Source organism: Corallococcus sicarius (assembly GCF_003611735.1).
Taxonomy (GTDB): Bacteria; Myxococcota; Myxococcia; order Myxococcales; family Myxococcaceae; genus Corallococcus; species Corallococcus sicarius.
Genome location: NZ_RAWG01000091.1, coordinates 1 through 24,170, shown reverse-complemented (window position 1 = coordinate 24,170; position 24,170 = coordinate 1). Strand labels below are relative to the sequence as shown.

Below are 24,170 nucleotides of genomic sequence, written 5' to 3'. Positions count from 1 at the left end.
GTCCGCGCGCCCGGCCTTCAGTGGACGGGCTTCTTCTGCGTGCCCGCGGCCACCTGCCCGCCGGAGCCACCCTTCACCTCGATGCGCCGGCCCTGCGACTTCGTCTCCAGCATCTTCAGGGTGACCTCCAGGACGCCGTTCTCGAAGCGGGCCTGGGCGTTCTCCGTGTCGATGCCTTCCGGAAGCGGAATGGCCCGCCGGAACGAGCCGGAGCCGCGCTCCAGGCGCCAGATGCCGCCCTGCTCCTCCTCATGCTCGAAGTTCCGCTCGCCCTCGAGCAGGAGCATGTCCTGGAGCACCTCGACCTTGATGTCTTCCTGCTTCATCCCGGGCAGGTCGGCCCGCACGACGAGGTTGCCTTCCTTCTCCACCACATCCACTCGCGGCGACCAGATGCCCCCCTCCAGCTCTCCGCCCCCGCGCTGGATGCGTCCGCCCATGCCTGGCGACAGGATGCTGCTTCCCAGCCCGAAGTCCGCGAAGAGCTGATCCATGTCCTCCATCATGCGGCGCATGAGACCGAACGGGCTCTGCGAGTAGAGGTCCCGCATGGATGCGGGGACGTAGGACTCGCGGCGCGAGATGCCAACGCCCTTCGGGGCCTGCTGGGTCGGTGGGGTGGTTCCCTGGGTGTTCTGCACGGCGGGCGCGGTGGAGGATCCCCCCTGCACCCCCGGGTTCATCTTGTCGGTTGCCATGACATCCTCCCCCGGTGCGGCCCGGCTGGCGCCTGGCCCGTCGGACAGCACCAGCAACTTTGAATCGGAGACGTGATTGCCTCCGATTCAAAATTGGCGGTGTGTCCGGGGGCCTTCAAGGGGCCCACCGGGGTATCGGGACCGAGGACGGCACGGCCAGCGCTAGGCGACGAGCGTGGCATCCATCACGGTGAGCGCCACCCCGCCCACCCGGGCACGCTCGATGCGTCCCGGCCGACCGACGACTTCGATGTCGATGCGTCCCGGCTTGCCCATCGTGTCGCCCTGCTCCACCCGGCTGCTCACGGTGCCGCCCTGCTCCGGCAGGCGGAGGACGCCATGCTCGGCGAGGAAGGCTGCCAGCGGCCCGGCGGCGGAGCCCGTCACGGGGTCCTCCAGGATGCCGAACCCGGGGACGAAGTAGCGGGCATGCGCCGCGCTGCCCTGCTCCTTCGCCTCGCGCGTGAAGAGGTACACGCCCCGCAGGCCGTGCGGCAGCAGCAGGGTGTTCATCGCGGCGCCCCGCGCGGTGAGCGCCTCCAGGTCCGCGAGCCGCTTCATGGGCACCATCAGCCGGTGGCCCTGGCGGCACACGGGCAGGCTCGGATCCACCTGATCCACCGTGCCCCCCATCGTGGACATCAGCGCATCCAGCGCCACGGGGCTGGGCTCCGCGGCCGGCTGGGGCGTGACAATCCAGACGCGCGTCTCGCGGGCGCCCCGCGACTCCAGCTCGATGTCGAACGTGCCGGCGGGGCACTCCAGACGGTACGCGCCCGGGCTTCGCAAGAGCCCCTTCTCCGCGAGCAGGTGGAAGGAGGCGACGGTGGCGTGGCCACAGAAGGCAATCTCATCCGTGGGCGTGAAGTAGCGCAGCCGCACCGTGGGGTCCTCCGGACGGGAGAGCACGAAGGCCGTCTCCGAAGCACCGACCACCGCGGCGATCCGCTGCATCGTGGGGACGTCCAGCGAAGACGCGTCGAGCATCACGCCCGCGCGGTTTCCTGCACCGGCGGTGCGGGTGAAGGCATCGATGATGTGGACCTGCATGGGCGGGCTCCGGAAGGGGCGACGGGTCGCGGAAAGAGGCGCAGGAATGCTCCGCCCCATTGCCTGCGTCAAGCGCTGGACCGACTTGCTCCAGGCCCCACACAACAGGGTTGAACGGGGGCGCATGAGCGGGCACAGCAGGAGGGCATGAATCTTCCGAAGTCAGGTGGGTGGGTGGTGCTGGCGCTGCTGCTCCATGCGGGCAGCGCGGCGGCGCAGATCGTCAACGTCCAGGCGCTCTTCGACGAGAAGGCCGAACCGGGGCCTGCCGCGTCCATCGAGCTGGGCGGCGACTGGCGCACGGGCAGCACGCAGCTGTTCTCCGTGCGGGGCTCGCTGGTGGGACAGCTGCGCTCCGAGCGCGGCGTCTGGCTGGGCGTCATCCGGGGTGAGTACTCGTTCGCCAGCGGCGAGCGCATCGTCAGCCAGGTGCTGGAGCACGTGCGCTACCGCCGCAAGTTCACCGAGCGCGTGTCGGCCGAGGCCTTCGTCCAGCACGAATACAACGAGTTCCGCCGGCTCCAGCTCCGCGCGCTGGTGGGCGCAGGCCCCCGCGTCGTGCTGTTCAACGAGGAGGCCACGGGGCTCACCTTCGGCGTCGCGCTGATGGTGGAACACGAGCGTCTGCGCAAGGACGGCGAGCCGGACGCGGGCGACCGCTACACGGATCCGCGCGTGTCCAGCTACCTGCTGGGCCGGGTGAACCTGATGGAGAACATCGACCTGGTGGAGACGATCTACTTCCAGCCGCGCGTCACCCGCCCGTCCGACCTTCGCGTGCTCAATGAGACCCTGTTCTCGGTGACGCCCAATCCGCGCGTCACGGTGGGCATCGGCTTCAACCTCACCTACGACAGCGCTCCGCCTGCGACGGTGCCGGCCTTGGACACACAGGTTCGCACTACCGTGGGCGTGAAGTTCTAGGGGTAGACTGGGGTCATGGTTTCCCATCCCGTCCCCGCACCCATCGTGCTGCTCGGTGGAGGCAAGCTCGCCGAGGCCATCATCAAGGGACTGCTGCGCTCCGGGAACGTGCGCGCGTCCGACCTCCGCGTCACCGTGCGGCGGCCCGAGCGCGGCGAGGAGCTGCGCTCCCGGCACGGCGTGCAGGTCCTCACCGACAATGCCCAGGCGGTGCGAGGCGCGGCGGTGGTCCTGCTCTCGGTGCGGCAGGCGCAGATGGCGGAGCTGATGGCGTGCATCTTCCCTGCGCTGGAGGCGGGGCAGGTCGTGGTGTCCCTGTCCGCGGACGTGCGCCTCGCGCAACTCGAAGCGGCGCTGCCGGCCGGGGTCTCCATCCTCCGGGCCATCCCTCCCACCCCCGTGGGCGTGGGGGCGGGCGTCACCCCCATCACGGCGGGCTCGCGCATGACGGAGTCCGCACGGAGGGTGACCGACGCGCTGTTCGCGGCGCTGGGCCGGCCGCTGTGGGTGTCGGAGGAGGAGCTGACGGTCTGCACGGGCGTTTCAGGCACCGGGCCCGCGTATGTGTTCCGCTTCGTGGAGGCGCTGGCCCAGGCCGCGATGGCGCACGGGATGGGAGCCGCGGAGGCGGCGGCGCTCGCGGAGGGCACGCTCATTGGCGCGGCGAAGCTGCTGGCGGAGCCCGGCGCCACCACCTCGGGCCTCATCGCCCAGGTCGCGACACCGGGAGGCATCACCGTGGCGGGGCTGGAGGCGCTGGAAGCGCACGGACTCTCACGCGCCGTGGGCGAGGCGGTGACCGTCGCCATCCAGCGCGCGAAGGAGCGCGCGGACGCCTCCGCACGGAGCGCGCAGTCCGGCGCCGAAGCTCACAGCGCACCGAAGTGACGACGCAGCCCCCGCTGGCCCGCGGACGTGACGACGAGGCCCCGGGAGTCGGGTTGACGTTCGACCCAGCCCAACGCGAACACCCGTGAGGCGAGCGCCGCGCCCAGCGCCCCGGCGAGGTGGTCGCGCCGCTCGCTCCAGTCGAGGCAGCGGTGGGCGAACTGGCGCCGCTGGTCGCGCACCGGGGCCAGGTCGACTCCGAACGCTTCGAACCAGTCCTCACCGCTCGGCGTCAGCGCGAAGGCACGGCGTCGGAGGGAGAGGTGGCCCTGGCGGAGGAGTGCATCCGTGATGCCCATGCCGAGCCGTCCCGCGAGGTGGTCATAGCAATAGCGCGCGGCCCGGAGGGGCTCGGGCGTCGCTGACGCACGGGGCCCCCGGACCGCCACCGTCATCAGCGCTTCCACCATGCGCGCGACGGTGGGCGTGGCGAGCCGGAACACCTTGTTGCGCCCCTGTCGGGTGGAGCGGATCAACCGGGCCTGCTCCAGCCGTTTGAGGTGCACGGTCGCCGTCGCGGGGCTGACGCCGGTGCCGAAGGCCAGCTCCTTGGCGACGAGCGACCGGCCCTCCATGAGCAGCTCCAGCATCCGGATCCGCGTGGCATCGCCCACGGCGCCGGCCAGCGCCGCGAGGTCCGGGCCTGCATCCATCGTTCGTTCCATGACGAACCATTTCCTAGCACAGGGCAGGAACTCCGGGAGGAGAGTGCTGGAAGCGAGGAACGATGCAACCGCCCACCGACCCGTATCAGGCCGTCACCCACCCCGACCCCTTCCCGTACTACGCCGACCTGTGTGCCCGGGGCGGCCTGCAACGCATCGCGGGGTTCGCGCCGTGGATCGCGGCGGATGCCGCCACGGTGCAGGCCGTGCTCACGAGCGAGCACTGCCGGGTGCGGCCCCGGGCGGAGCCTGTTCCGCCGCACCTGTCAGGCACTCCGGCGGGGGCGCTGTTCGGGAGGCTGGTGCGGATGAACGATGGAGCGCCCTACCCCGCCGTGAAGCACGCGCTGGCGGAGGTGCTCGCGGCGATGCTGCCCGCCGTGGAAGCGGAGAGCCGCCGTGGGTCTGCCCGCCTCTTCGCGGAAGGCCCGCTGGCACGCCTGCCCGGGGCGGCGCTCCAGCTTCCCGTGTACGTGCTGGGCACGCTGCTGGGATTCGCGGAGGAGACGCTGGAGCAGAGCGTGCGGGACGTGGATGCCTATGTCCGCTCGGTCGCCCATCCGGTGATGGGAGCAGAGGGAACCCTGGCAGCCGCGCGCCTGGTCGAGCGCGTGACAGCCTGTCTTCAATCACAGCCACACGCACCGGCGCTGTTGAGCGCCTTCGCCGCGCGAATGCAGGGGGGCCCGGTGGAGGCGCTGGTCCCCAACGCGGTGGGCCTCCTCACCCAGGCCTATGAAGCGACCGCGGGGCTCGTGGGAGCATCGCTGCGGGCCTTCGCTCGGATGCCCGGGTTGAGGGAGCAGGTCGCACGGGGCGAGTGCACCCTCGACGACGTGGTCCGGGAGGCAGCCCGTCATGAGTCACCGGTCCAGAACACCCGGCGCTTCGTCCCCGAGCGCGCGTTCATTGCGAGCCAGGAGGTGGAAGCAGGCGCGACGGTGGTCGTCGTGCTCGCCGCCGCGAACCGCGATCCCCGGGTGAATCCCCAGCCCGACATGTTCCTCCCGCGTCGTCCCGACCGCCGGACCTTCACCTTCGGCGTGGGCGCGCATGCCTGCCCCGGCCAGGAGCTCGCGGTGGCGATGGCCTCCGCCGCGGTCGGCCACGTGCTGGCGAGCGGCCTGGACCTCACCCCGCTGTCGCGCTCCGTCACCTGGCGCGCATCCACCAACGCTCGCATCCTGGGAGGTCTGTGATGATTGCCGTCATCTTCGAAGTCTGGGCCCATGAGGACCACCGTCAGCGGTATCTCGATCTCGCGGCGGCCTTGCGCCCCTTGCTGTCGGGCATTGACGGCTTCATCTCCATCGAGCGGTTCCAGAGCCTCAGCGAGCCGGGCAAGCTGCTGTCCTTGTCCTACTGGCGCGACGAGGCGGCGGTGGCGGAGTGGCGACGCCTGGAGGCCCACCGTGAGGCCCAGAGTGAAGGCCGGGAGAGCGTGTTCCGCGACTACCGCCTGCGTGTGGCGCACGTCGTCAGGGACTACGGCCTGAAGGACCGGGCAGCCGTGCCCGCCGACAGTCGCACCGTGCACGGCTGACAACGGCTTCCCAGCTTCGCCTGGGGGTGCACGATGCGGGAACGGCTTGGGAATGCGCGACTCTCATGGGGCGTGAGGGGGGCCGTGGGGCTGGCGGCCCTGTTGCTTGGGGCTCCCGCGTTGAGCCAGACACGGGAGCTGCTGGAGGAGGGCCCCCAGTACTCCTGCTTCGAGGCGACCCGCGAGGGAGGCGCGACGAGCGAGACCCTCGCGGCCCAGCTCTGCCAGGGCGCGCGTTCCAACGCCCCGGCGCAGTGCTTCCGACGCGTTCAGGAGGGAGGCTTCCTCTCGGAGCCCCAGGCGCTCCAGCTCTGCCAGTACTCAACCCCGACGGATGATCCCGCATCGTGTTTCCTCAAGGGACGGGCGTCCTCGTTCCTGGAGGAAACGCAGCTCGTGCAGCTCTGCCGTCCCCCCATCGCGGAGATGCTGCAGTTCTGTCCCTACGGGACCCGGTGACCGGAGTCGGGGAGCAATCTTGCCTTGGGTGGGGCCTTGAGCAGACTCGTGCGAGATGCTCTCGAACCCGACGCGGCTTGCCGCTCTTGTCCTCGCCACGCTCCTGATGGGCTGAGCCACCGCGGCTGGCAGGTGCATCGACAGCGAGACGTGTTGCATTGAAACCCACCCGGGCAACAGCCGCATCAAGGAGGGCTCGTGGCGGCTGATGCGAGCGCTGCACCGGATGTACGGACACGAGGAGTCAGGGGACTACGACAGCGCGCGACAAGAGATGCGCGATGTACTCGCTGTCGAAGTGGTGCCCTACTACCGGCAGCTCGCACAGGAACAACTGGACGACCTGGACGACGAGCCGTGAGGAAACAGTCCCCAAGACTTCTTCTTCGAGACAGGTGACACGCGCGCCTCCGGGCGGTGTTTCATGGGGATGGACACCCACTCCCGGTTTCTCGAAATCAGACACAGTGATTCACTCGGCGGCGGCAGAACCTCCCGTGCGCATCCGAGGCTCGCCGTGTTCTCCATCGTCCTGCTCCTCGGCCTGGCCGGAGCGATCAGCGCTTGCGGTAGTGGCGACGACGACAACGAGCCCTCAACGCTGCACGCCGACCTGCAGGTCATTCTCGAGGATCTCGTCGCCAGGGGCGTGACTCCCGGTGTCGCCCTGGCCGTCGCGTCGAATGAAGGCCCGACGTGGCTGGGAGCTGCCGGTGTCAGCGATGTCGAGCAGAAGCTGCCCCTCTCCGCGCAGCACCACTTTCGCGCCGGCAGCATCCTCAAGACCCTCGTCGCCACCGCCGTGCTCCAGTCCGTCGAGCGGGGCACGCTCGCGCTGGACGACACCCTGACGGAGCGACTGCCGGCCAGCGTGACGGACCGCATCCCGAATGCGGAGACCATCACCGTGGCCATGCTGCTCAGCCACCGCGCGGGCGTCGCGGAGTGGGTCACCAACGAGAAGATCCAGGCCATCGTGTCCAACCCGGAGCACGTCTGGACGCTCGACGAGATCCTCGGCGCCGTCGAAGCGCAGTCGGCCACGTTCCCTCCCGGCACGGGGTACAGCTACTCGAACACCCACTACGTGCTCCTCGGTGAGATCCTCTCCACGGCGGAAGGCCGAAGCTGGCGGGAAATCGTCCGTGAGCGGGTCATCCAGCGGGCCGGGCTCTCGCAGACGCAGCTGCCCGAGTCGGGAGACCTTGGCTGCCCGACGCCCTGCGCGCGGGGCTATGTCCCCGTCGACGAGGCGCTGGCGGACCTCACCTTCGTCGACCCTTCGATGGCCGGAGCTTCCGGCGGTCACGCCCTGGTGACCACCGTCTCCGACCTCACCACCTTCCTCAGGCAGCTCCGCGCCGGTGCACTCTTCGAGCGCGCGGAGACCCTGGAGACCATGCTCGCGTTCCAGTCGGCGCCCGACCCCGAGTCACGGCAGCTTGGTTACGGGCTCGGTGCGATGCAGCTCGAGTCCAATGGGGTCGTCTCCATCGGGCATCTGGGATCCACGGCGGGCTACCAGAGCTTCATGCTCTATGTGCCCAAGACGGGCCGCTACATCACGGGGTACATCAACGTGATGGGTGACCTGGCCGCGGTGCTCGTGCCCATCCTGGACCGCGCCGGAAGGCCCTGAGCAGGCCCCTCCTCCCAGGAGCGGGGCCCCGCAGCCTCCAGAACAGCCACGTTCACTTCACCGACTCTGCATTCGCCGGGGCCGCAGGTCGGCCGCGCGAGGAGCTCCAGTCGTCCCTGAGCCAGTTGACCACGCGCTTCGGCTTCACGACGGTCGTCGATACCGCCTCCGACCCCGCGAACACCCTGGCCCTTCGCCAGCGCATCGAACGCGGCGAGCTACAGGGGCCGGCGATCCTCACCGTCGGAGCCCCGCTGTATCCGGAGAATGGCATTCCGTTCTACCTGCGCGACCTGCCGCCCGCGCTGCTGCAACAGCTTGCGCAACCCGCGACGGCGGATGAGGCCCGCGCCATCGTGCGCAACAGCTTCGAGAACGGCGCGAACGGGACCAAGCTCTTCATCGCCACGCCCCAGGGACGCGGCGAACTCCGGCGCATGTCCGCGGACGTCGCGAGCGCCGTGGTGGCCGAAACCCGCCAGCTGGGAGGCCTGGTCATGGTGCATCCCACCGATCCCGACGGCGTGAACGCCGCCGTGCAGGCAGGTGTCGACATCCTCGTGCACACGACCATCGATCCGCCGAAGTCCACGTGGAGCGCCGAGCTCATCAGCCAGATGGTCGCGCGCAACGTCTCCGTCATCCCGACGTTGCAGCTCTGGGGCTACGAGCTCACCAAGGCAAACGTGCCCGCCGACGTGCGCGAACGCATCGTCGCGGATGCCGAAGGACAGCTCGCGGCGTTCACGAGCGCCGGGGGCCAGGTGTTGTTCGGCACCGACGTCGGGTACATGACCGACCTGGATCCGAAGCAGGAATACGTCCTCATGGCCCACGCCGGCCTGACGCCGATGCAGATCCTCGCGTCGCTGACCACCGCCCCCGCGGCCCGCTGGAGCGCCGCTAAGCGCCGGGGCCACGTCAAGCCGGGCTTCGACGCCGACCTCGTCGTGCTCAACGCAGATCCCGCCACGGATGTCCGGCGGTTCACCGACGTGAAGTGCACGATCCGGGCGGGCAAGGAACTCTTCGTCCGTTCGCCCTGAGCCGGGCCCCCGGTGCCGTGAAGGCGCCGGGGACCCGTGAAGCTGCCTACTGCCCGAGAACGACGCGGAAGATCTTCTCGTTGCTGTTGTCGGGGATGCTGTCCTTGTCGCCCTGGTTGGTGGTGGTCAGCCAGAGGTTGCCGTCGAGGGTCGGCTCGACGGTGCGCAGCCGGCCGTAGGTGCCGACGAAGAACTGCTGCACGTTGGTCAGGCTGGTGCCGCTGATGACCTCTCGGTAGACGCGCGATCCGCGGGCGCAGGCCACGTAGAGGACGTCGCGGACCACCGCGATGCCGGAGCAGGAGCCCTCCGACGTGGGATAGGTCTGCTTCGGGGCGATGTACCCGGCCGTCGCGCAGCCCGAACCACCCTGGGACACCGTGCCTTCACAGTTCGGCCAGCCGTAGTTCCCGCCCTTCGTGATGAGGTTGGTCTCGTCCATCACGGAGTTGCCGAACTCCTGCTCCCAGAGGCGCCCCTGGGAGTCGAAGGCCAGCCCCTGCGGGTTGCGGTGGCCGTAGCTCCAGACGTAGTTGCCGAAGGGGTTGTCGGACGGGATGGTGCCGTCGGCGTTGAGCCGCAACACCTTGCCGGCCAGGTTGTTGATGTCCTGCGCGTAGGCGGCGTTCTGGGCATCCCCCGTCGAAGCGTAGAGCTTCCCGTCCGGTCCAAAGCGGAGGCGCCCGCCGTTGTGGAACTTGTTGCGGCCAATGCCCTGGAGCAGCACCTGGAGCGAGGCGGTGTTGAGGGCGCCGTTCTCATACCGCAGGCGCACGATGCGGTTGTCGGTGGGCGAGGTGTGCATCACGTACAGCCAGCGGTCGGTGGCGAACGTGGGAGAGAGGGCCAGCCCCATCAGCCCGCCCTCGCCGTCGGTGCTCTGCACGTTGGGCACGGTCCCCACCGACGTCTTCACGCCCGTCACCGGATCCAGGCGGACGATGTTCTGCGCATCCCTGCGGCCGTAGAGCACCGTGCCATCCGGCAGGTTCACCAGGCCCCACGGGATGTCCGTGTCGGTGGCGACCTGGGTGACGGAGCAGACGGGGTTCGAGCAGGCCTGGCCGGTGGTGACCGTCACGGCCGAGCTCCGGGCGGACGCATTGCCCTGGGCGTCACGCGCGAGCACGGCGTAGGAATAGGCCGTGTTCGGGGAGAGGCCACTGTCGACGAAGGACGTCGCGGGCGGCGAGCCCGGCACCGTCGCGATCTGCACGCCCCCCCGGAACACGGCGTAGGCGGTCACGCCCAGGTTGTCCGTCGACGCGGTCCAGCTCACGGTCACGGTGGTGCCCGACGCGGTGGCGGTGACGCCGGTCGGGATGGTGGGAGCCTGGGTGTCCACCTGGCACGGCGGAGGGGTGATGGAGAGCGTGGCGCTGCCTTGAGAGACATTGCCCGCCGCGTCCCGCGCATTCACATACAGGCCCCAGGTCGCGCCCGGCACGACGGTCAACCCGGTGGACACCACGGCGCCGGACACGGACTTCATGAGCTGGCCGTCGTGGTAGACGTCGTAGAAGGCGACCCCCTCGTTGTCCGTGGACGGCGACCACGAGAGCGTGGCCGAGTTGCACGTCACGTTGGACAGCGTGAGCCCCGTGGGCACGGTGGGGGGCTGGGCGTCGGGCGGCAGCGACCACTGCTGGTTCGTCTGGCCGTTGCAGTTCCAGACGACCACCGTCGAGCTGTTGGCGGTGGCCTGCCCGGACACATCCAGGCACAGCGAGGACGCCGTGTGGACCACGGCGCCGTTGGCGTTGCGGACCCACTTCTGGTTCGCCGCCCCGGTGCAGGCGGCGATGGCCGCGCTGGCTCCGGCGCTGGCAGACGCAGGCTGGACGCACCAGGCGCCGTCGAACACGCGCAGCTCACCCTCGGGCGTGAACAGGAACCGCTGGTTCGCCTGCCCGTGGCAGTCGTAGATGTGGAGCACCTGCCCCGGCGTCTGGCTGTTCTGCGACACGTCGAGGCAGCGGCCGGACTGCACGCCGATGAGCCGCGTGCCCGCGGTCACCGCGGCGTCCTGAATCTGCAGCTCCGGGACGCTCTCGGGCTTCTCTCCACAGGCAGCGACAGCGGCGAAAACCACAGCCAGCCCGGTGCTTCGAACCACGATGGGCCAGTGACGAATGTTCATTGAGACGCTCCTTGGTGTTCCACCTCCTTCCCGGTTTCCGGGTTTGGACTCAAGTGAACTTTTCAGGTCCACGTCGGCAGGTGTTGACCCCCAAGCAGCCGGGAGGCGCCGCGAGCTGACGGCGCCCCCGAGCGGAGGCTCAGGCGACGCGGGGGAAGTCCACCTCGGTGCCGGCCACCACGTTGAGGTAGTTGGTGAGCACGTTCTGCGCGACGGCGGCCACCACCTCCACCAGCTCCGCGTCGCTCAGCCCCGCCTTGCGCGCCTGCGCCAGCTGCGGGCCCACGTCCGCCGCCCGCGTGCGGGCGATGGCCACGGCCAGGTCCAGGATGGCCTGCTCGCGCGGATCCGACGAACGGGCGGTGCGGAAGCCCACCAGCTCATCCGCCTTCACGCCCTGCCCCTTCGCCAGCGCCGTGTGCGCGGAGAGGCAGTAGGTGCAGTGGTTCAGCTCCGCCACCGCGATGGCGATGGCCTCCTGCGTGCGCGGCGACAGCTTCGCGCCGCCCATCGCGTTGAAGTAGCCCGCCACGGCGTCCAGCGCCGCCGGGGAGTGCGCGAAGGTGGAGAACATCTTCGGGACGGTCCCGAACTTCGCCTTCAGCGCGGCGAGCGTGGGCTCGGAGGCCGCGGGCGTGTTCGTAGGGCCAACGGGGGCGATGGTGGGCGTCGTCATGGGGTGCTCCTGGGGACAGCGGGTTGAGCGGCAGGCCGATTAGTATCGACTCGATACTAAATGCGCCGGGCGCCTCCGCTTGTCAAGTCGGTATCGGCCCGATACCTTCTTGCCCATGGCTGTCGACCGCCTCTACGCGCTGCTCGAGCGACTCGGGAACCTGCTCCGCACGGAGGAGCGGGCGGCGGGGCTGCGACACGGACTGCAGCCGGTGCACCTGCAGGCGCTGCGCTACCTGCAGTCGTGCAACCGCTACAGCAACACGCCCGCGGCGCTGACGGAGTACCTGGGGCTCACCAAGGGCACCGTGTCCCAGACGCTCCTGCTGCTGGAGGAGAAGGGGCTGTTGCGCAAGCAGCCCGACACGGAGGACCGGCGCGTCGTCCACCTGCTGTTGACGGAAGACGGCCGCGCGGTGCTGAAGGAGGCCCTGCCCCCGGAGCTCTTCAAGCGGGCCCTGTCGGGGCTGCCCGGTGAGGGCGAGGTGTTGGAAGCGACACTCACCGGGCTGTTGCGCGCCCTTCAGACGGCGAATGCCCAGCGCAGCTTCGGCGCCTGCGGCACCTGCAAGCACTTCCAGCGCGAAGGCCCGGGACGCTTCCGCTGCGGCATCACGAAGGAGCCGCTGTCACGCGAGGACAGCCAGCTGCTGTGCCGGGAACACGAGGCCGTGCCCCCAGGCGCCTGACGCCCGGGCCCCCACCGCGTGCGCCACCTGCATCCATCAGACAGGGCCTGGCGAAGCCCCAGACAACGACAGGGAGACCGCCCAAGGACGGCCTCCCTGCCCATGGCATCCGCGGTGGAACCGCCTCCGCTCAGAACGCGCGCAGGCCAATCGTGTAGCCGGAAATCGAAGCCGGCGAGGACTCGACGTGGTCCTTCGACGCGACCGCGCAGCCCGAGTTGACCGGCTTGATCCGCCACAGCAGGTTGCCGGAGCCGCTCCAGTTCACGAACGCGCCGCAGCCGCTGAGCGCATAGCCGCTGGTCAGGCCCACGGTGTAGCTGGGATGCGCGACCACCGACGACGTGCCCCCGTTGATGACGTTGCCAATCGTGCCGACGCCCGGGATGGAGCTGCTGATGCCAATCGCATAGGCCTGCGCCGTCGCGGGCGAGGAGTTGATGTGATCCTTCGAGCGCACGCGCCAGGAGGTCGAGGTGGAGGGCGCCGACGCGGTGGCCATGTTGCCCGCGCCGCTCCAGTTCACCTTGATGCCGCCGCCCACCAGCACGTAGCCCGCCGGCAGTGACGCGGTGACGTCGGGATGGGCGACAGAGGCGCTCGTCGCGGAGCTGACGGTCAGGTAGCTGCGCAGCTGCGCCGGGGTCAGCCCCGCGACCTTCAGACCGATGGCCCAGGCACGCACCTGCACCGGATCGGTATCGATGTGCTGCTTGGTGGAGACCAGCCAGGACGTCAGCCCGGAGTCCGGATACGAGGCGGTCAGCAGGTTGCCCGCCGGGGCCTCCTTGCCCTCACCGCCACCGCCAATCACCACGAAGTCAGACGGCACGGTCACCGCGAAGTTGGTGTTGACGCTGGCGCTCGCCGTCGAATAGCGCTCGAACACCGCGATGGTGAGCTTGCCGCTGGTGTCCGTCTGCCGGAACAGCTCCACCGCGCCGCCGCCGCAAGCCACGCCCACCGAAGCGAAGGCCGAGGCGACGTCGGAGACGTTGTAGCCGTAGTCCTGCGCCGCGGTCTGCACGCCGCACGCGCCCTGGTTGAAGTCCGTGCTCGGGGTCCAGTACAGGTCGTTGGCGCGGGCGAAGACCTGGAAGGCCCGCTGCGTGTTCCAACCCGCCCGGGTGGCCAGCAGGTAGAAGGCCTTGTTGTACACACCGGACGAGTAGTGCACGTCCATGCCGTTGTAATAGTTGGAGGCATGGCCGATGGAGCTGCCATCCAGCGGCGGATTGGACATGTAGCGCAGCGCCCCGCTGCTCTTGAAGATGTCGGCCCCGACGAGGAAGTCATTGCCGCCGCGCATGTAGTACTCGGCGGCCTCACCCGCGATGTCCGAGTAGGCTTCGTTGATGCCTCCGGACTGGCCGGAGTAGATCAACCCCGAGTTCTGCTCGGTGAAGCCGTGCGAGACCTCGTGCGAGGCGACATCCAGGCTGACCAGCGGATAGAACGTCGAGGCCCCGTCACCAAAGGTCATCGCCGAGCCGTTCCAGAAGGCGTTCTCGTAGCCGGTGGCGTAGTGCACCCGCATCGTGAGCTGGAAGGTCAGCGGGGCCTTGCCGACATAGGCCTGATACATGTTGAAGATGACGCTGCCGAAGTAGTGCGCGTCATTGAGCGGCGAATACGCACCGTTGATGTTCTTCACCGTGTTGCGGGGGCAGACGTAGGAGAACGGGGTGGAGCCGGACGTGCCGCCGTTGAGGTTGACGGTCTGGACGTTGGCGTTGCTCATCGTGCACGTGGTGCCCGACTGCGCCACGTCCATGTAGCCGTAGTTCGTGCCGTATTCGTACTGGCCCGTCTTGAGGTTGCCGCCAGGACCGGTGCCGATCAGCACGTGCTGCAGGTTCTCCCACTGCTGGAGCACCCGGCCATCCTCCGCGTCGACGATGACCATCGGCCGCGTCGGCGAACCCCCGCCGAAGGTGTCCGCGAAGTAGCTGACGACGTAGGCCTTGTGGGCACGGCCGTCGTCGTCGATGAAGATCATCAACCGGGAGCTTTCGTCGGTGGCGACCATGGTGCGGACGCGGCTGCCCAGACTGGCCTCCTTCGCGATGTCCAGCGCCCGCGCGGCGGACAGCCGGGGGGCACCCTCCGAAATCTCCCGCTCCAGACCGGCGACCTTGCGGCCGAACAGCGCGCGGAGCTCACCGTTGGCATCCTCGTTGACGATCACGTGCTCGCCGAAGATGGGGAGGCCCCGGAAGGTCTGCTGATAGCGGTGGTTGCGCACGCCGTGGTCGCTGACGCTTTCGAGCAGGACCAGGTGCGAGTCGGCATCCAGGCCGAGCGCCTGGGCATGGCGGGCAGGCTCCCGGTCGGTGACGGCGATGGCGGCGCGCTGCTGGCGGATGACCCCGAGGTCCTGCTGCTGCAGGTCGACGCGGCTCGCGGCGGAGGCGGAGCCAGCGGCCAGGATCAACGGCAGGGCCGCGGCAAGGGTTGGGTTTCTGCGAGTGGGCTTCACGTCTGACGCTCCTGGAAGGTCGTGATGGCGAAGCCGCGGGGTGCGGCCACGCCATGCTGCGCTCGACGCGGCGTTGCGAAGTGTGGGTTGCACAATCGCCGCTCCACAGGAACAACCATAAAAACATGAATACCCACTGTCAACAGACGACCAACACCCAGAGTGCGTTTATCTTTGCCAGGCGGGGCCCCACGGCTTGGACGGGAAGCTTGGGACTCAGTACAGCGAGCCCCGGACGCGCTCCGAGAGGGCGCTGTCGTACGACTCCGCGTCGAACGCGCGGGGGCTCGCGTCCGCGAGGATTTTCCCCGCCGAGGGCAGCTCATCACGCGCCACGTGCTTCGCCGGGTTCCACAGGTCCGCGCGCACCACGGCGCGCGAGCACTGGAAGAACGCGGTCTCCACCGCGATGACGAGCACCAGCTTCGGCACCTTGCCGTCCCGGGTGTGACGCGTCAGCACCGCGGGGTCCGTGTTGAGGCGCGCGCGGCCATTCACGCGCAGCGTCTCGCCCCTCCCCGGGATGAGGAACAGCAGGGCCACGCGCGGGTCCACGATCAGGTTGCGCAGGCTGTCGATGCGGTTGTTGCCGCGCCGGTCCGGCACCACCAGCGTCCGCTCGTCCAGCACCTCCACGAAGCCGCGCGGGTCGCCCCGGGGCGAGCAGTCGAGCCCCTCCGGCCCTGCCGTCGCGAGCGCGAAGAACGGAGACGCCTCGATGAGCGCCCGGTAGTTCGCGTCGACGTGATCCCGCTCCTTGAACAACGACCGCTCATCCACGGGACCGAACAGCGCTTGCAGGGACTCGCTGTCGCGAAGGTCGTAGGCGGGATCGGGCTGGCTCATGATGGGATACCTCCAGGAGGAGGCACCATAGCAACGCTTTCAACCGCGCCGCCCTCGCCTCACGTCACCGGCACGGGCCTGGGACTCACCTCGACCATGCCGCAGGTGTCACTGAGGTATAGGGCCATCTGCTCCGGCGTCACCTCGATGGGGTCCTTGGGGCAGAGCGGATCATTGACGATGTAGTTGCCCTCCTCCGTCATGCCCGTCACGGCAACCCAGTGGTAGCCAAAGTTGGAATCCGAAAAATAGTTACCGGCGTCATGTGCCATGTCGCCCCAGGACTGGGTCTCGTCGTCACCGATGAAGGGATTGCCTCCGAGGATGACGGGGTGCCCGCGTGAGAGGGCGTCGTCCAGGGCCCCGACCGACACCTCCGCCTTGCCGAACATCGTGGCGTCCGCGCCCGCCGCCTTCACCCCCTTGGCCACCTGGTCCACGATCATCGTGTCCGACCAGTCGGACGGGCCGAGGATGCTGTCGCGCACGGTGTCGATGGCCTCGCCCGCGTTGGCCGCATCCGGGTGATCCATCGCGCCCACCGCCGTCGCCGTGATGACCACCGACGTGGGGCCGCAGTCGTTGCCGCCGTAGTACTCGCTGCCGTCGTTGTAGTCCCGGAGGCCCGGCTTCGAGTTCTGGGCGACGTGGAGGGCCCTGGCCTCCTCCAGCGAGCTGACGGTTCTCGGCGGGATGGGCGGAACGAGGTCCTTGCCAGCCAGGTCCTGCACCCGCACCTCGCCCCCCGGCAGGCGGGTGAGGGTGCCGCGCTCGAACTGCTGCACCATCGCGCCATCCTTGCCGGGCTCCAGGGGGCTCATGGGCCGCCCGAGCTGCGGCGCATACGCAGTGGCCAGGAGGTCCATCGTGGAATCCGTGTCGGGGTGCTGCGGGCGCTGCATGGCCTCAAGCGTGGCCGGACTCATCTTGCCGTCCGCGGGCTCAATCCCCTCCGCGGTCTGGAAGTCCTTGAGGGCGGCGCGCGTAATGTCCCCGAAGTAGCCGTAGGCGTTGCCGCCCATCTCCAGGAAACCGGCCCCCTCGAGGAACTGCTGCAGGCGCGTGACGGGCCCGTCCTTCACCCTGTCCGACTGTGTGAAGGTGACGTCGCCGACGCCCTCGGCGTGGGTCAGCGACGGGGGGCCCCCATGCGGCTCACGCGTCGGGAAGGGCCCCTTCGAGGCCACCTCCATCAGCTTCCCCAACCCCTGCAACCGCCGCATCGCATCGCTGTTCACCACGGTCTCGAACGCGTCGCGGACGAGGTTGGGCGGGGGCGCGGGCCGCGGCCCGATCTGCGTGCCCGGCGGATACTGCGTGGGCGCGCTGCGGGTGCCCCCGGTGGTCGCCGGCGGCGTGAAAAACGTGAACGGGTTGTTTTGAATCCGCGACATGGACTTCCCCCTCTGAGACCGTCAAAGGGGTTGTCGCGCGGAACGCGGCGGAGGATGAATTAAGCCGAGTTAAATCCGCGTCCGCCCAGTGCCTCACCGGGCCCGCAGGAAGTCCCGGACGCTCTGCTGGTGGAGCTTCTCGGATTCGAGGCACAGCCGGATGGACTCCAGCGCCCGGGCCAGGGCGCGCGGTCCACCCTCCACCTGCTTCACCCGGGGGGTGAGGAAGGCCTCCGCCTCCGTGAGTTGGGCGGCATCGCACAGGTTGCCAACCTGGTTGATGAGCCCGCCCATCTCGTCGGAGCGGAGTCGCTGCGCCAGGGTGTCGAACTGCTCGCGATAGAAATTCCAGGCCAGGGACTGCGTCTCCGGCAGGAACAGCGCCGTCTTGAGGATGACCAACGCATCCCGGGTATCGAAGTCGGAACCCACCACGAGCCCCAACGCCCGGCGCGTCAGCTCCGGCACGCGGAAGTAGCCCAGCGCTGACAACAACCGGGCACGCTCGGTGCGGTTGGGTTCCTTCTTCGCGGCCTCCAGCAACGCATCGAACAGCGCCGCATCTCCATGCGTCGCCGCCCGGGGCAGTGCGCTGCTCACGGCCTCCGGGTCCACGGACTTGCGGTCCGTCAGCCATGCGCGCACCAGCGGCGTGGCTTGCGTCACCAGCACGCTGTCCTCCCCTACCCCCGCCGCCAGCCACAGGAAGAGCGAGCGCGACTCCTTCACGGCGTCGTCATCCCCTCGCTTCGGCACCCAGCCCAGCGCCCGCGCGCGCGGCGCATGGAGCGAGGCCACCCAGGCGCGATAGCGCTTGCGCTCCTCCACGGAGAGACGATCCAACCGCACCCGCTTCAGCAGCGCGGCCCCGCCCTCCACCACGAGGCGCTCCTTCGAGCGCGCGGTGGCGGGCACGGCCTTCAAGGCCTCCCCGAGCAACAGGTCTCCCCGTCCCACCGCCGCGTCCACGTCCGCCCACAGGGCCACCTGCTCCCCGGTCGTGAACGCCGCCACCGGCGTCGCCAGCAGCGTCGTGAGTTGCTCGCGCGTGTAGCCCGAGCGGTAGTAGCCCGTGCCCCCCTCGTTGAGCAGGACCCACGCCGGGCACTGCTTCGTGGGCAGCGTCACCTCCGCCGTGGGGCCCTGCATCATCGAACACACGCGGGTGGACTTCGTGCCCGTCCCTACGCGCAGGCAGACGGGCACGATCCACTCCTGCCGGGCGCCTGCCTTGGAGCCGGCGGGCTGGTAGCGCTCCTGCGACAGCTTCACCGTCGGCGCCCCGCCCGCTGGACACGTCACCTGCGCGGAGACACGCGGCGCCCCGCTCTGCTCCACGAAGCCCTTGAAGGAGCGCGCCACCTCCGGACCCGCCGCCGCGGACACCTCCGCCAGGAAGTCCTCCGTCGTCACGACCTTCCACGCGTGCTTGCGGACATACCCACGCAGCAGCTCCTGGAAGGGCTTCGGTCCCATCCACGCCTCGAACATGGCGATGACGGACGAGCCCTTGTCATACGTCGTCCCATTGTCGAACGAACCGACGATGTCGTCGTTGCTCTCCACCGGCTTGCGCACGGGCAGCGCGGCCTCCAGCGCGTCCGACTCCAGCGCCGAGCGCATCGCCTCGATCGTCCGCTCCTGCTGGAAGCTCCAGGACGGCTCCAGCCGGTCCACCGTCTGTCGATCCAGCCACGCGGTGAATGACTCGTTCAACCAGATGTCGTCCCACCACTTGCAGGTGACGATGTTGCCAAACCAGTAGTGCCCCAGCTCATGGTTGGCGATGGTGACGTACGCCCTGCGCCGGGCCAGCGTCTCCTCCCCGGGAGGAATGAGCGTCAGCGGCTGCCCGAGCGCGACGAGCCCCGGGTGCTCCATGGTGCCCCAGTAGCGCGGCACCACCGCCACCTCCAGCTTGTCGTAGGGATACGCCTGGTCGAAGAAGTCCTCCAGGCCCGTCACGATGCGCGGCGTGACGCTCGCGGCGAAGCGCGTCTCCGCGCCCCGCCCCTTCGGGACGACGAACCGCAACGGCACCTTCCCGCGTCCCACGGAGCCTGCGTCCACCACGTCGAAGGGCCCCACCATGAAGGCCACGAGGTAGCTGGGCATGGGCTTGCTCTCCGCGAAGGACACGCGCTCCAGCCCGCCCGCCACGGGCTCACGCGAGACGATGGACGCGTTGGCCAGCGCGACGTGTCCCGGCTTCACCGTGAGCCGCAGCGTCCAGGGCACCTTGAAGGTCGGCTCGTCGAAGTTCGGGAAGGCGCGCCGCGCGTCGATGGGCTCGAAGAACGTGTAGAGGTACGGCTCACCGCCCTCCTCCTGCCCGTAGAGCCCCTGGCTGCGCTCGCGGTCCACCTTGCCGCTGAAGTCCAGGGCGAGCTGCGCCGTGCCCGCGGGCAGCACCTCCGGCAGGAGCAATCCCAGACGTCCTTCGCTCGCGGTGACGGGCTTCGCCTCAAAGGTGCGGCCTCCCACCGTCACCCGGGCCCCGCTCACCTCCAGGTCCTGGGCATGCAGCCACACCTGGCGCACTGGCTCGCGCGCCTCCACGTCGATGGTGACGTGACCCGGATAGGTGTCCTTCTCCGGCAGCAGCGTCAGGTCCAGCGCGTAGCGCACCGGACGCACCGTGTCCGGCAGCCGCAGCGCGGGAGGCTGGGGCTCCGGCCAAGCGACCCCAGGCGACGCGGACTCCGGAGGAGGCACTGGCGGCGGGGCATCCGGCGCATGGGCACATTGGACGGACACCACGGCAACGAGCAACAGGAGGAGCCGGTTCATGACCCGGGAGCCTAACGCTTGTCGGCCTGACGTCCAGGGTGTTCAGCAACCCTGCAAGGGTTTTGACAGACCCGAGCCAATCCCGACTCATCTACAAACACTCTCAGACAGCGATAAGATGTTTGCCCAACCCAAACACCTCTCCCTGAAGGACTCTCATGCAAAGACAAGACAGCGCGTCTCGGACACTCGTATGTCTGGTGCTCGCGGCGGCGGTGACGCTCGTGGGCTGTGGCACCTCCAGCACGGAGCCCCTGGAGACAGGTGACGTGACGTTCCTGGGGTCGGTGCCCCAGGCCCTGGCGGGCGACGAGGTGGCCCGGGTGACCGTCACCCTGACGGCCAGCGGTGTTCCCACGACCACGACGGTGCTCGCGCTGGCGGACGGCGCATGGAGCGGCACGCTGTACCAGGTCCCCGTGGGCACGAACCGGACGTTCACGGCGGAGGCGTTTGGCGCGGACGGCTCGCTGCGCTATCGCGGGCAGGCGACGGGCGTCGCCATCACCGCGGGCGCCACGGCGGTGGTGGCCATCACGCTCCAATCCCTCCAGGCCGGGGGAACGTTCGACAACACCACCCCCATCATCGACTCGCTCGTGGCTTCCGCCAGCACGGTGCTTCCCGGGGGGACGCTCTCCCTCCAGGCCACCGCGCATGATCCGGATCCCTCCGACACCCTCACCTACGCCTGGACGTCGACCGACGGGACCTTTGGCTCGGCGGGCGCGGGGGCGACGACGTGGAAGGCGCCCACCACGGGTGGCCTCTTCGCGCTGACGTTGACCGTCACCGATTCGCGCGGCGCGGCGGCCACCCTCCGGGTGGATGTGACGGTCGTCTCCACGGATGGCGGCGCGGGTTCGGGCGCGGCGGCGGTGTCGGTCTCCTTCAACACCTCTCCTTCGGTCCAGCGCATCACGGCCTCGCGGTCCCCGGTTCCGGTGGGCCAGGGCACGGTCGTCACCGCCCAGGCCTCGGACGGCGACGGCGACGCCCTCACCTACCAATGGGCCGCGTCCTGCGCGGGAAGCTGGACCCAGGCCACCTCCAGCGCGGCGACGTTCACCCCCAGCGCCGTGCCGACGGGCGACGCGTGCGGAAGCTGCGCGCTCAACGTCACCGTGAAGGACCCCAAGGGCGGACAGACGCAGGGCACCTTGCGCGTCTGCGTGGGGCCGGGCACGGGGGCCAGCGTTCCTCCGCGCATCGTGCTGGCGAACCAGAGCGCGACGTCCGTGAACGGCGGCGGCACCGTGACGTTCCGCGTCCTGGCCGAGGACGGAGATGGCAGCGCCCTCACGTTCGCCTGGGCCGCGAGCAGCGGCACGTTGGGTACGGCGACGTCGGGGTTCACCTCCAGCGAGAACTCCTGGAAGGCGCCTGTTTGCGCTCCGGTGGGCGCGGCGCCGTCCATCACTGCCACCGTCACCAACGCCAAGGGCTTCTCCGCTTCGACGAGCTTCAGCGTCGCGGTGCTGGGGGCTCCGGACTGCGCGCCCGAGAACGTGGGGCAGTGGGAGGGAACGGGCAACCTGTTGACGCCTCGCTATGCGGCGAGCGCGCTCACGCTTCCTTCCGGAAAGGTGCTGGTCGCGGGCGGAAGCGTTGGCGGCGCGAGCTTCGATTCAGCGGAGCTCTACTCGCCCGACACGGCGAGCTGGACCTCGGCAGGGAAGATGAGCGCGGGCCGCATGAGCCACACCACGACCGTGCTGCCCTCCGGCAAGGTCATGGTGACGGGCGGATGGACTGGCTACACCACCGGGATCCCACAGAAGACCGTGGACTTCTATGATCCCGCCACCAACACCTGGACGGTGGGCCCTCCCATGTCGTTCGCCCGCGCCAACCACACCGCGACCGTGCTGCCTTCGGGCAAGGTCCTGGTCGTGGGTGGCAACTACAACGGGGACGCGACGAGCAGTCGCATCCCGGAGCTCTTCGACCCCACAACCAATACCTGGACGCCCGCGGCCAGCTCGGCTCCGGGAAATCGGTCGGTGCACGCCGCGGTGTTGCTGCCCTCGGGAAAGGTCCTCGTGGTGGGTGGCACCGAGACCGCGGAGTTCTACGACCCGAACACGAACACCTGGACACCCGCCACCGGCGTCACGGGAACGAGCTGGACCCATGCCTTCCTGCTCCCGTCGGGCAAGGTCCTGATGGTCGCGGGACAGGCCATCGCCGTCTATGATCCCGCGCTCAACGTTCAGACTTCCGTGGGAGCCTTCACACACCCACGGTCGTTCTCCTCCCTGGTCCAGCTCCCCTCCGGCAAGCTCCTGGTGACCGGCAGCTCAACGAGCATCGGACTGACAGCGGAGATCTTCGACCCCACCACGGGGAAGACGGTCTTCACCACCAGCATGCCCAACATCCGCTACCTGATGGCGGCCACCGTGCTGGCCTCGGGCAAGGTACTCTTCGCGGCCGGGTATGATCGCGACAGGTCCCTCGCCCTCAACGCGGCCCTCCTCTACACCCCCTGAGATGCCAGCCTCACGTCCGCGCGCCCGTGGTGCGCGCGGACGTGGATGTTCTCCGTTCCGAAGTCCGTGACGACGGGCATTGCGGCGCCCCGCGATTCAGCGAGGATGCGCCCATGTCCAACCTCAAAGGCAAGACCCTCTTCATCACCGGTGCCAGCCGGGGCATCGGCCTGGCCATGGCGCTGCGCGCGGCCCGGGACGGCGCCAACATCGTCATCGCCGCGAAGACGACCGACCCGCACCCCAAGCTGCCCGGCACCATCTACACCGCCGCCAAGGAGATTGAAGCCGCGGGCGGCAAGGCCCTGCCCTGCGTGGTGGACATCCGCAACGAGGAGCAGATCCACGCCGCCGTCGCCAAGGCCGTGGAGACCTTCGGCGGCATCGACATCCTCATCAACAACGCCAGCGCCATCAGCCTCACCGGCACGCTGGAGACGCCGCTCAAGAGATTCGACCTGATGCACGGCATCAACACGCGCGGGACGTTCGCGTGCTCGCAGGCGTGCTTGCCGTACCTCAAAAAGTCCAGCAACCCGCACATCCTCAACAACTCGCCGCCGCTCAACATGGAAGCGCGCTGGTTCGGGCCCCACGTCGCCTACACCATGGCGAAGTTCGGCATGAGCATGTGCGTGCTCGGCATGGCGGAGGAGTTCAAGGACGAGGGCATCGCCGTCAACGCCCTCTGGCCCCGCACCGTCATCGCCACCGCCGCGGTGCAGAACCTGCTGGGCGGCGATGAGACCATCAAGGGCAGCCGCTCGCCGGAGATCATGGCGGACGCCGCCTACGCCATCCTCACCAAGCCCAGCCGCTCCTTCACCGGCAACTTCTGCATCGACGAGGACGTGCTGCGCGGCGTGGGCGTCACCAACTTCGACAAGTACCAGTCCGTCCCCGGCGCGGAGCTGTTCCCCGACTACTTCATCTGACCGTCCGCAACCTCACCGGGGCGCATGGGTGCGCCAGGAGCAAGGCCCTCATGCCCCCGCGCAAGCTGCTGCGACACCTGGTCTGGCTGGAGTCCTTCACCGCCGCCGTGGAGGCGGGCAGCATCGACGCCGCCGCCGAACACCTGGGCGTCGCGCGCTCCGTGGTGAGCGAACACATCCGCGCCCTGGAGGAGGCCCTCGCGGACGGGGCCGCCCTGCTGGAGCGCGGCCCCGGACGGCGCCTGCAACTGTCCGCGCGCGGCGAGCGCCTCTACGCCGGCACCCAGACGCCCCTGCACCAGTTGGACATGAAGCGGCTCATGGACCTGGCCCGCGTGGAGCCCACGCTCCGCCTGGGACTCAACCCCACCCTGTCCATGTCGCTGCTGGGCGGCATCGCACAGGACGCCGCCGCCACCGACCTCAAGCTGGTGGTGGGCTTCGGCGGCTCGCACGAGCTCGTGCGCCAGGTGCAGACGCGCCAGCAGGACCTGGTGCTGGACTTCACCCCGCTGCCCCCACATGACGGCGTGGACTCCGAGTCCCTGCTGCGCATGCCCTTCGTCGTGCTCGCCGGCCCCGACTCCGCGCTCGTCCCCGCGCACCCGTCCACACGGGCCCTGGATGTGAAGGACCTGCAGGGTCAGCGCTTCGTGGACTGGCTGCGCGACGACCCCTACGGCGGCGCCAACAGCGCGCGCTTCGCCGCCCACCGCGTCACCGTGGAGGAGGTGGGCCGCGTGGAGAGCTTCCTCCACCTCTTCGAGCTGCTGCGCGCCTACCGCGCCTGCGCCATCGCCCCCGACGTGCGCCCCACC

20 protein-coding genes and 1 pseudogene are annotated in these 24,170 nt (G+C 69.3%); 12 read left to right on the top strand and 9 right to left on the bottom strand.

The annotated features are described in order from the left end of the window. Window positions 1-17 precede the first annotated feature (17 nt). Window positions 18-698: an Hsp20/alpha crystallin family protein gene (locus tag D7X12_RS16315; RefSeq protein ID WP_120626186.1), complete on the bottom strand. Its 681-nt coding sequence runs from the start codon at window positions 696-698 to the stop codon at window positions 18-20. Window positions 699-860: 162 nt separating this feature from the next. Continuing rightward, window positions 861-1,748: a PhzF family phenazine biosynthesis protein gene (locus D7X12_RS16310; protein ID WP_120626185.1), complete on the bottom strand. Its 888-nt coding sequence runs from the start codon at window positions 1,746-1,748 to the stop codon at window positions 861-863. 147 nt (window positions 1,749-1,895) lie between these two features. Here D7X12_RS16310 and D7X12_RS16305 point away from each other — a divergent pair, with 147 nt between their 5' ends. Next, window positions 1,896-2,672: a DUF481 domain-containing protein gene (locus D7X12_RS16305; protein WP_120626184.1), complete on the top strand. Its 777-nt coding sequence runs from the start codon at window positions 1,896-1,898 to the stop codon at window positions 2,670-2,672. Between the two features lie 15 nt (window positions 2,673-2,687). Then, the gene (gene proC / locus D7X12_RS16300) at window positions 2,688-3,560 is read left to right on the top strand and encodes a pyrroline-5-carboxylate reductase (protein WP_120626183.1); all 873 of its coding nucleotides are present in this window, start codon (window positions 2,688-2,690) and stop codon (window positions 3,558-3,560) included. On the opposite strand, the gene D7X12_RS16295 is transcribed toward proC, so the two are convergent. Then, window positions 3,542-4,225: an ArsR/SmtB family transcription factor gene (locus D7X12_RS16295; protein ID WP_167509009.1), complete on the bottom strand. Its 684-nt coding sequence runs from the start codon at window positions 4,223-4,225 to the stop codon at window positions 3,542-3,544. The genes proC and D7X12_RS16295 overlap by 19 nt on opposite strands. 62 nt (window positions 4,226-4,287) lie before the next feature. On the opposite strand from D7X12_RS16295, the gene D7X12_RS16290 reads away from it, so the two are divergent. The 6 genes and pseudogenes from D7X12_RS16290 to D7X12_RS16265 all read left to right on the top strand — a co-directional run bounded on the left by D7X12_RS16290 (window position 4,288) and on the right by D7X12_RS16265 (window position 8,912). Then, a complete protein-coding gene (locus D7X12_RS16290; protein WP_120626181.1) occupies window positions 4,288-5,424 on the top strand; it encodes a cytochrome P450 in 1,137 nt (378 codons plus the stop codon). After that, the gene (locus D7X12_RS16285) at window positions 5,424-5,768 is read left to right on the top strand and encodes an antibiotic biosynthesis monooxygenase family protein (protein WP_120532925.1); all 345 of its coding nucleotides are present in this window, start codon (window positions 5,424-5,426) and stop codon (window positions 5,766-5,768) included. Before D7X12_RS16290 ends, D7X12_RS16285 begins: the two co-directional genes overlap by 1 nt. Before the next feature lie 84 nt (window positions 5,769-5,852). Further along, window positions 5,853-6,227, top strand: a complete 375-nt coding sequence (locus D7X12_RS16280; protein ID WP_244224595.1) for a hypothetical protein — start codon at window positions 5,853-5,855, stop codon at window positions 6,225-6,227. A 181-nt stretch (window positions 6,228-6,408) separates the two neighbouring features. Then, window positions 6,409-6,588 (top strand): annotated as a pseudogene (locus D7X12_RS16275) (DUF2379 family protein); the annotation flags it as partial. Between the two features lie 156 nt (window positions 6,589-6,744). After that, window positions 6,745-7,866 (top strand): serine hydrolase domain-containing protein, encoded by a 1,122-nt coding sequence (locus tag D7X12_RS16270; protein ID WP_158620060.1) that lies wholly within the window; start codon window positions 6,745-6,747, stop codon window positions 7,864-7,866. Then, window positions 7,863-8,912 carry an amidohydrolase family protein gene (locus tag D7X12_RS16265; protein ID WP_120626177.1) on the top strand — a complete coding sequence of 350 codons (1,050 nt, stop codon included), beginning with the start codon at window positions 7,863-7,865 and terminating at the stop codon, window positions 8,910-8,912. Before D7X12_RS16270 ends, D7X12_RS16265 begins: the two co-directional genes overlap by 4 nt. A gap of 46 nt (window positions 8,913-8,958) precedes the next feature. On the opposite strand, the gene D7X12_RS16260 is transcribed toward D7X12_RS16265, so the two are convergent. Both D7X12_RS16260 and D7X12_RS16255 read right to left on the bottom strand, forming a co-directional pair. Beyond that, the gene (locus D7X12_RS16260) at window positions 8,959-11,052 is read right to left on the bottom strand and encodes a PQQ-dependent sugar dehydrogenase (RefSeq protein WP_120626176.1); all 2,094 of its coding nucleotides are present in this window, start codon (window positions 11,050-11,052) and stop codon (window positions 8,959-8,961) included. 139 nt (window positions 11,053-11,191) lie between these two features. Next, window positions 11,192-11,728 (bottom strand): carboxymuconolactone decarboxylase family protein, encoded by a 537-nt coding sequence (locus D7X12_RS16255; RefSeq protein ID WP_120626175.1) that lies wholly within the window; start codon window positions 11,726-11,728, stop codon window positions 11,192-11,194. Window positions 11,729-11,843: 115 nt separating this feature from the next. On the opposite strand from D7X12_RS16255, the gene D7X12_RS16250 reads away from it, so the two are divergent. After that, complete coding sequence (locus D7X12_RS16250; protein WP_120626174.1) at window positions 11,844-12,416, top strand: MarR family winged helix-turn-helix transcriptional regulator; 573 nt, start codon at window positions 11,844-11,846, stop codon at window positions 12,414-12,416. A 130-nt stretch (window positions 12,417-12,546) separates the two neighbouring features. On the opposite strand, the gene D7X12_RS45055 is transcribed toward D7X12_RS16250, so the two are convergent. The 4 genes from D7X12_RS45055 to D7X12_RS16230 form a co-directional block, all read right to left on the bottom strand. After that, on the bottom strand, window positions 12,547-14,895 hold the full coding sequence (locus D7X12_RS45055; RefSeq protein ID WP_120626173.1) for a M4 family metallopeptidase: 2,349 nt from the start codon (window positions 14,893-14,895) through the stop codon (window positions 12,547-12,549). A gap of 216 nt (window positions 14,896-15,111) precedes the next feature. Then, entirely contained in the window at window positions 15,112-15,741 is a 630-nt protein-coding gene (locus tag D7X12_RS16240) for a pyridoxamine 5'-phosphate oxidase family protein (protein WP_120626172.1), read from the bottom strand. A gap of 59 nt (window positions 15,742-15,800) precedes the next feature. After that, window positions 15,801-17,135, bottom strand: a complete 1,335-nt coding sequence (locus D7X12_RS16235; protein ID WP_120626171.1) for a peptidoglycan-binding protein — start codon at window positions 17,133-17,135, stop codon at window positions 15,801-15,803. 93 nt (window positions 17,136-17,228) lie between these two features. After that, window positions 17,229-19,925, bottom strand: coding sequence for a M1 family metallopeptidase (locus D7X12_RS16230; protein ID WP_120626170.1), 2,697 nt, complete (start codon window positions 19,923-19,925; stop codon window positions 17,229-17,231). 158 nt (window positions 19,926-20,083) lie between these two features. Here D7X12_RS16230 and D7X12_RS16225 point away from each other — a divergent pair, with 158 nt between their 5' ends. From D7X12_RS16225 to D7X12_RS16215, 3 genes are all read left to right on the top strand, one after another. After that, window positions 20,084-22,417 carry a Kelch repeat-containing protein gene (locus tag D7X12_RS16225; protein ID WP_147443690.1) on the top strand — a complete coding sequence of 778 codons (2,334 nt, stop codon included), beginning with the start codon at window positions 20,084-20,086 and terminating at the stop codon, window positions 22,415-22,417. 113 nt (window positions 22,418-22,530) lie between these two features. Continuing rightward, entirely contained in the window at window positions 22,531-23,352 is an 822-nt protein-coding gene (locus D7X12_RS16220; RefSeq protein ID WP_120626168.1) for an SDR family oxidoreductase, read from the top strand. Window positions 23,353-23,402: 50 nt separating this feature from the next. Then, window positions 23,403-24,170, top strand: a 768-nt coding sequence (locus D7X12_RS16215) for a LysR family transcriptional regulator (RefSeq protein ID WP_147443689.1), incomplete at its 3' end; no start/stop codon positions are given.

Excerpts from the sequence above, each read along its gene's own strand:
- D7X12_RS16315 (WP_120626186.1), bottom strand. The coding sequence starts at position 698 with ATGGCAACCGACAAGATGAACCCGGGGGTGCAGGGGGGATCCTCCACC.
- D7X12_RS16310 (WP_120626185.1), bottom strand. The coding sequence starts at position 1,748 with ATGCAGGTCCACATCATCGATGCCTTCACCCGCACCGCCGGTGCAGGA.
- D7X12_RS16305 (WP_120626184.1), top strand. The coding sequence starts at position 1,896 with ATGAATCTTCCGAAGTCAGGTGGGTGGGTGGTGCTGGCGCTGCTGCTC.
- proC (WP_120626183.1), top strand. The coding sequence starts at position 2,688 with ATGGTTTCCCATCCCGTCCCCGCACCCATCGTGCTGCTCGGTGGAGGC.
- D7X12_RS16295 (WP_167509009.1), bottom strand. The coding sequence starts at position 4,225 with ATGGAACGAACGATGGATGCAGGCCCGGACCTCGCGGCGCTGGCCGGC.
- D7X12_RS16290 (WP_120626181.1), top strand. The coding sequence starts at position 4,288 with ATGCAACCGCCCACCGACCCGTATCAGGCCGTCACCCACCCCGACCCC.
- D7X12_RS16285 (WP_120532925.1), top strand. The coding sequence starts at position 5,424 with ATGATTGCCGTCATCTTCGAAGTCTGGGCCCATGAGGACCACCGTCAG.
- D7X12_RS16260 (WP_120626176.1), bottom strand. The coding sequence starts at position 11,052 with ATGAACATTCGTCACTGGCCCATCGTGGTTCGAAGCACCGGGCTGGCT.
- D7X12_RS16255 (WP_120626175.1), bottom strand. The coding sequence starts at position 11,728 with ATGACGACGCCCACCATCGCCCCCGTTGGCCCTACGAACACGCCCGCG.
- D7X12_RS16250 (WP_120626174.1), top strand. The coding sequence starts at position 11,844 with ATGGCTGTCGACCGCCTCTACGCGCTGCTCGAGCGACTCGGGAACCTG.
- D7X12_RS16240 (WP_120626172.1), bottom strand. The coding sequence starts at position 15,741 with ATGAGCCAGCCCGATCCCGCCTACGACCTTCGCGACAGCGAGTCCCTG.
- D7X12_RS16235 (WP_120626171.1), bottom strand. The coding sequence starts at position 17,135 with ATGTCGCGGATTCAAAACAACCCGTTCACGTTTTTCACGCCGCCGGCG.
- D7X12_RS16230 (WP_120626170.1), bottom strand. The coding sequence starts at position 19,925 with ATGAACCGGCTCCTCCTGTTGCTCGTTGCCGTGGTGTCCGTCCAATGT.
- D7X12_RS16225 (WP_147443690.1), top strand. The coding sequence starts at position 20,084 with ATGCAAAGACAAGACAGCGCGTCTCGGACACTCGTATGTCTGGTGCTC.
- D7X12_RS16220 (WP_120626168.1), top strand. The coding sequence starts at position 22,531 with ATGTCCAACCTCAAAGGCAAGACCCTCTTCATCACCGGTGCCAGCCGG.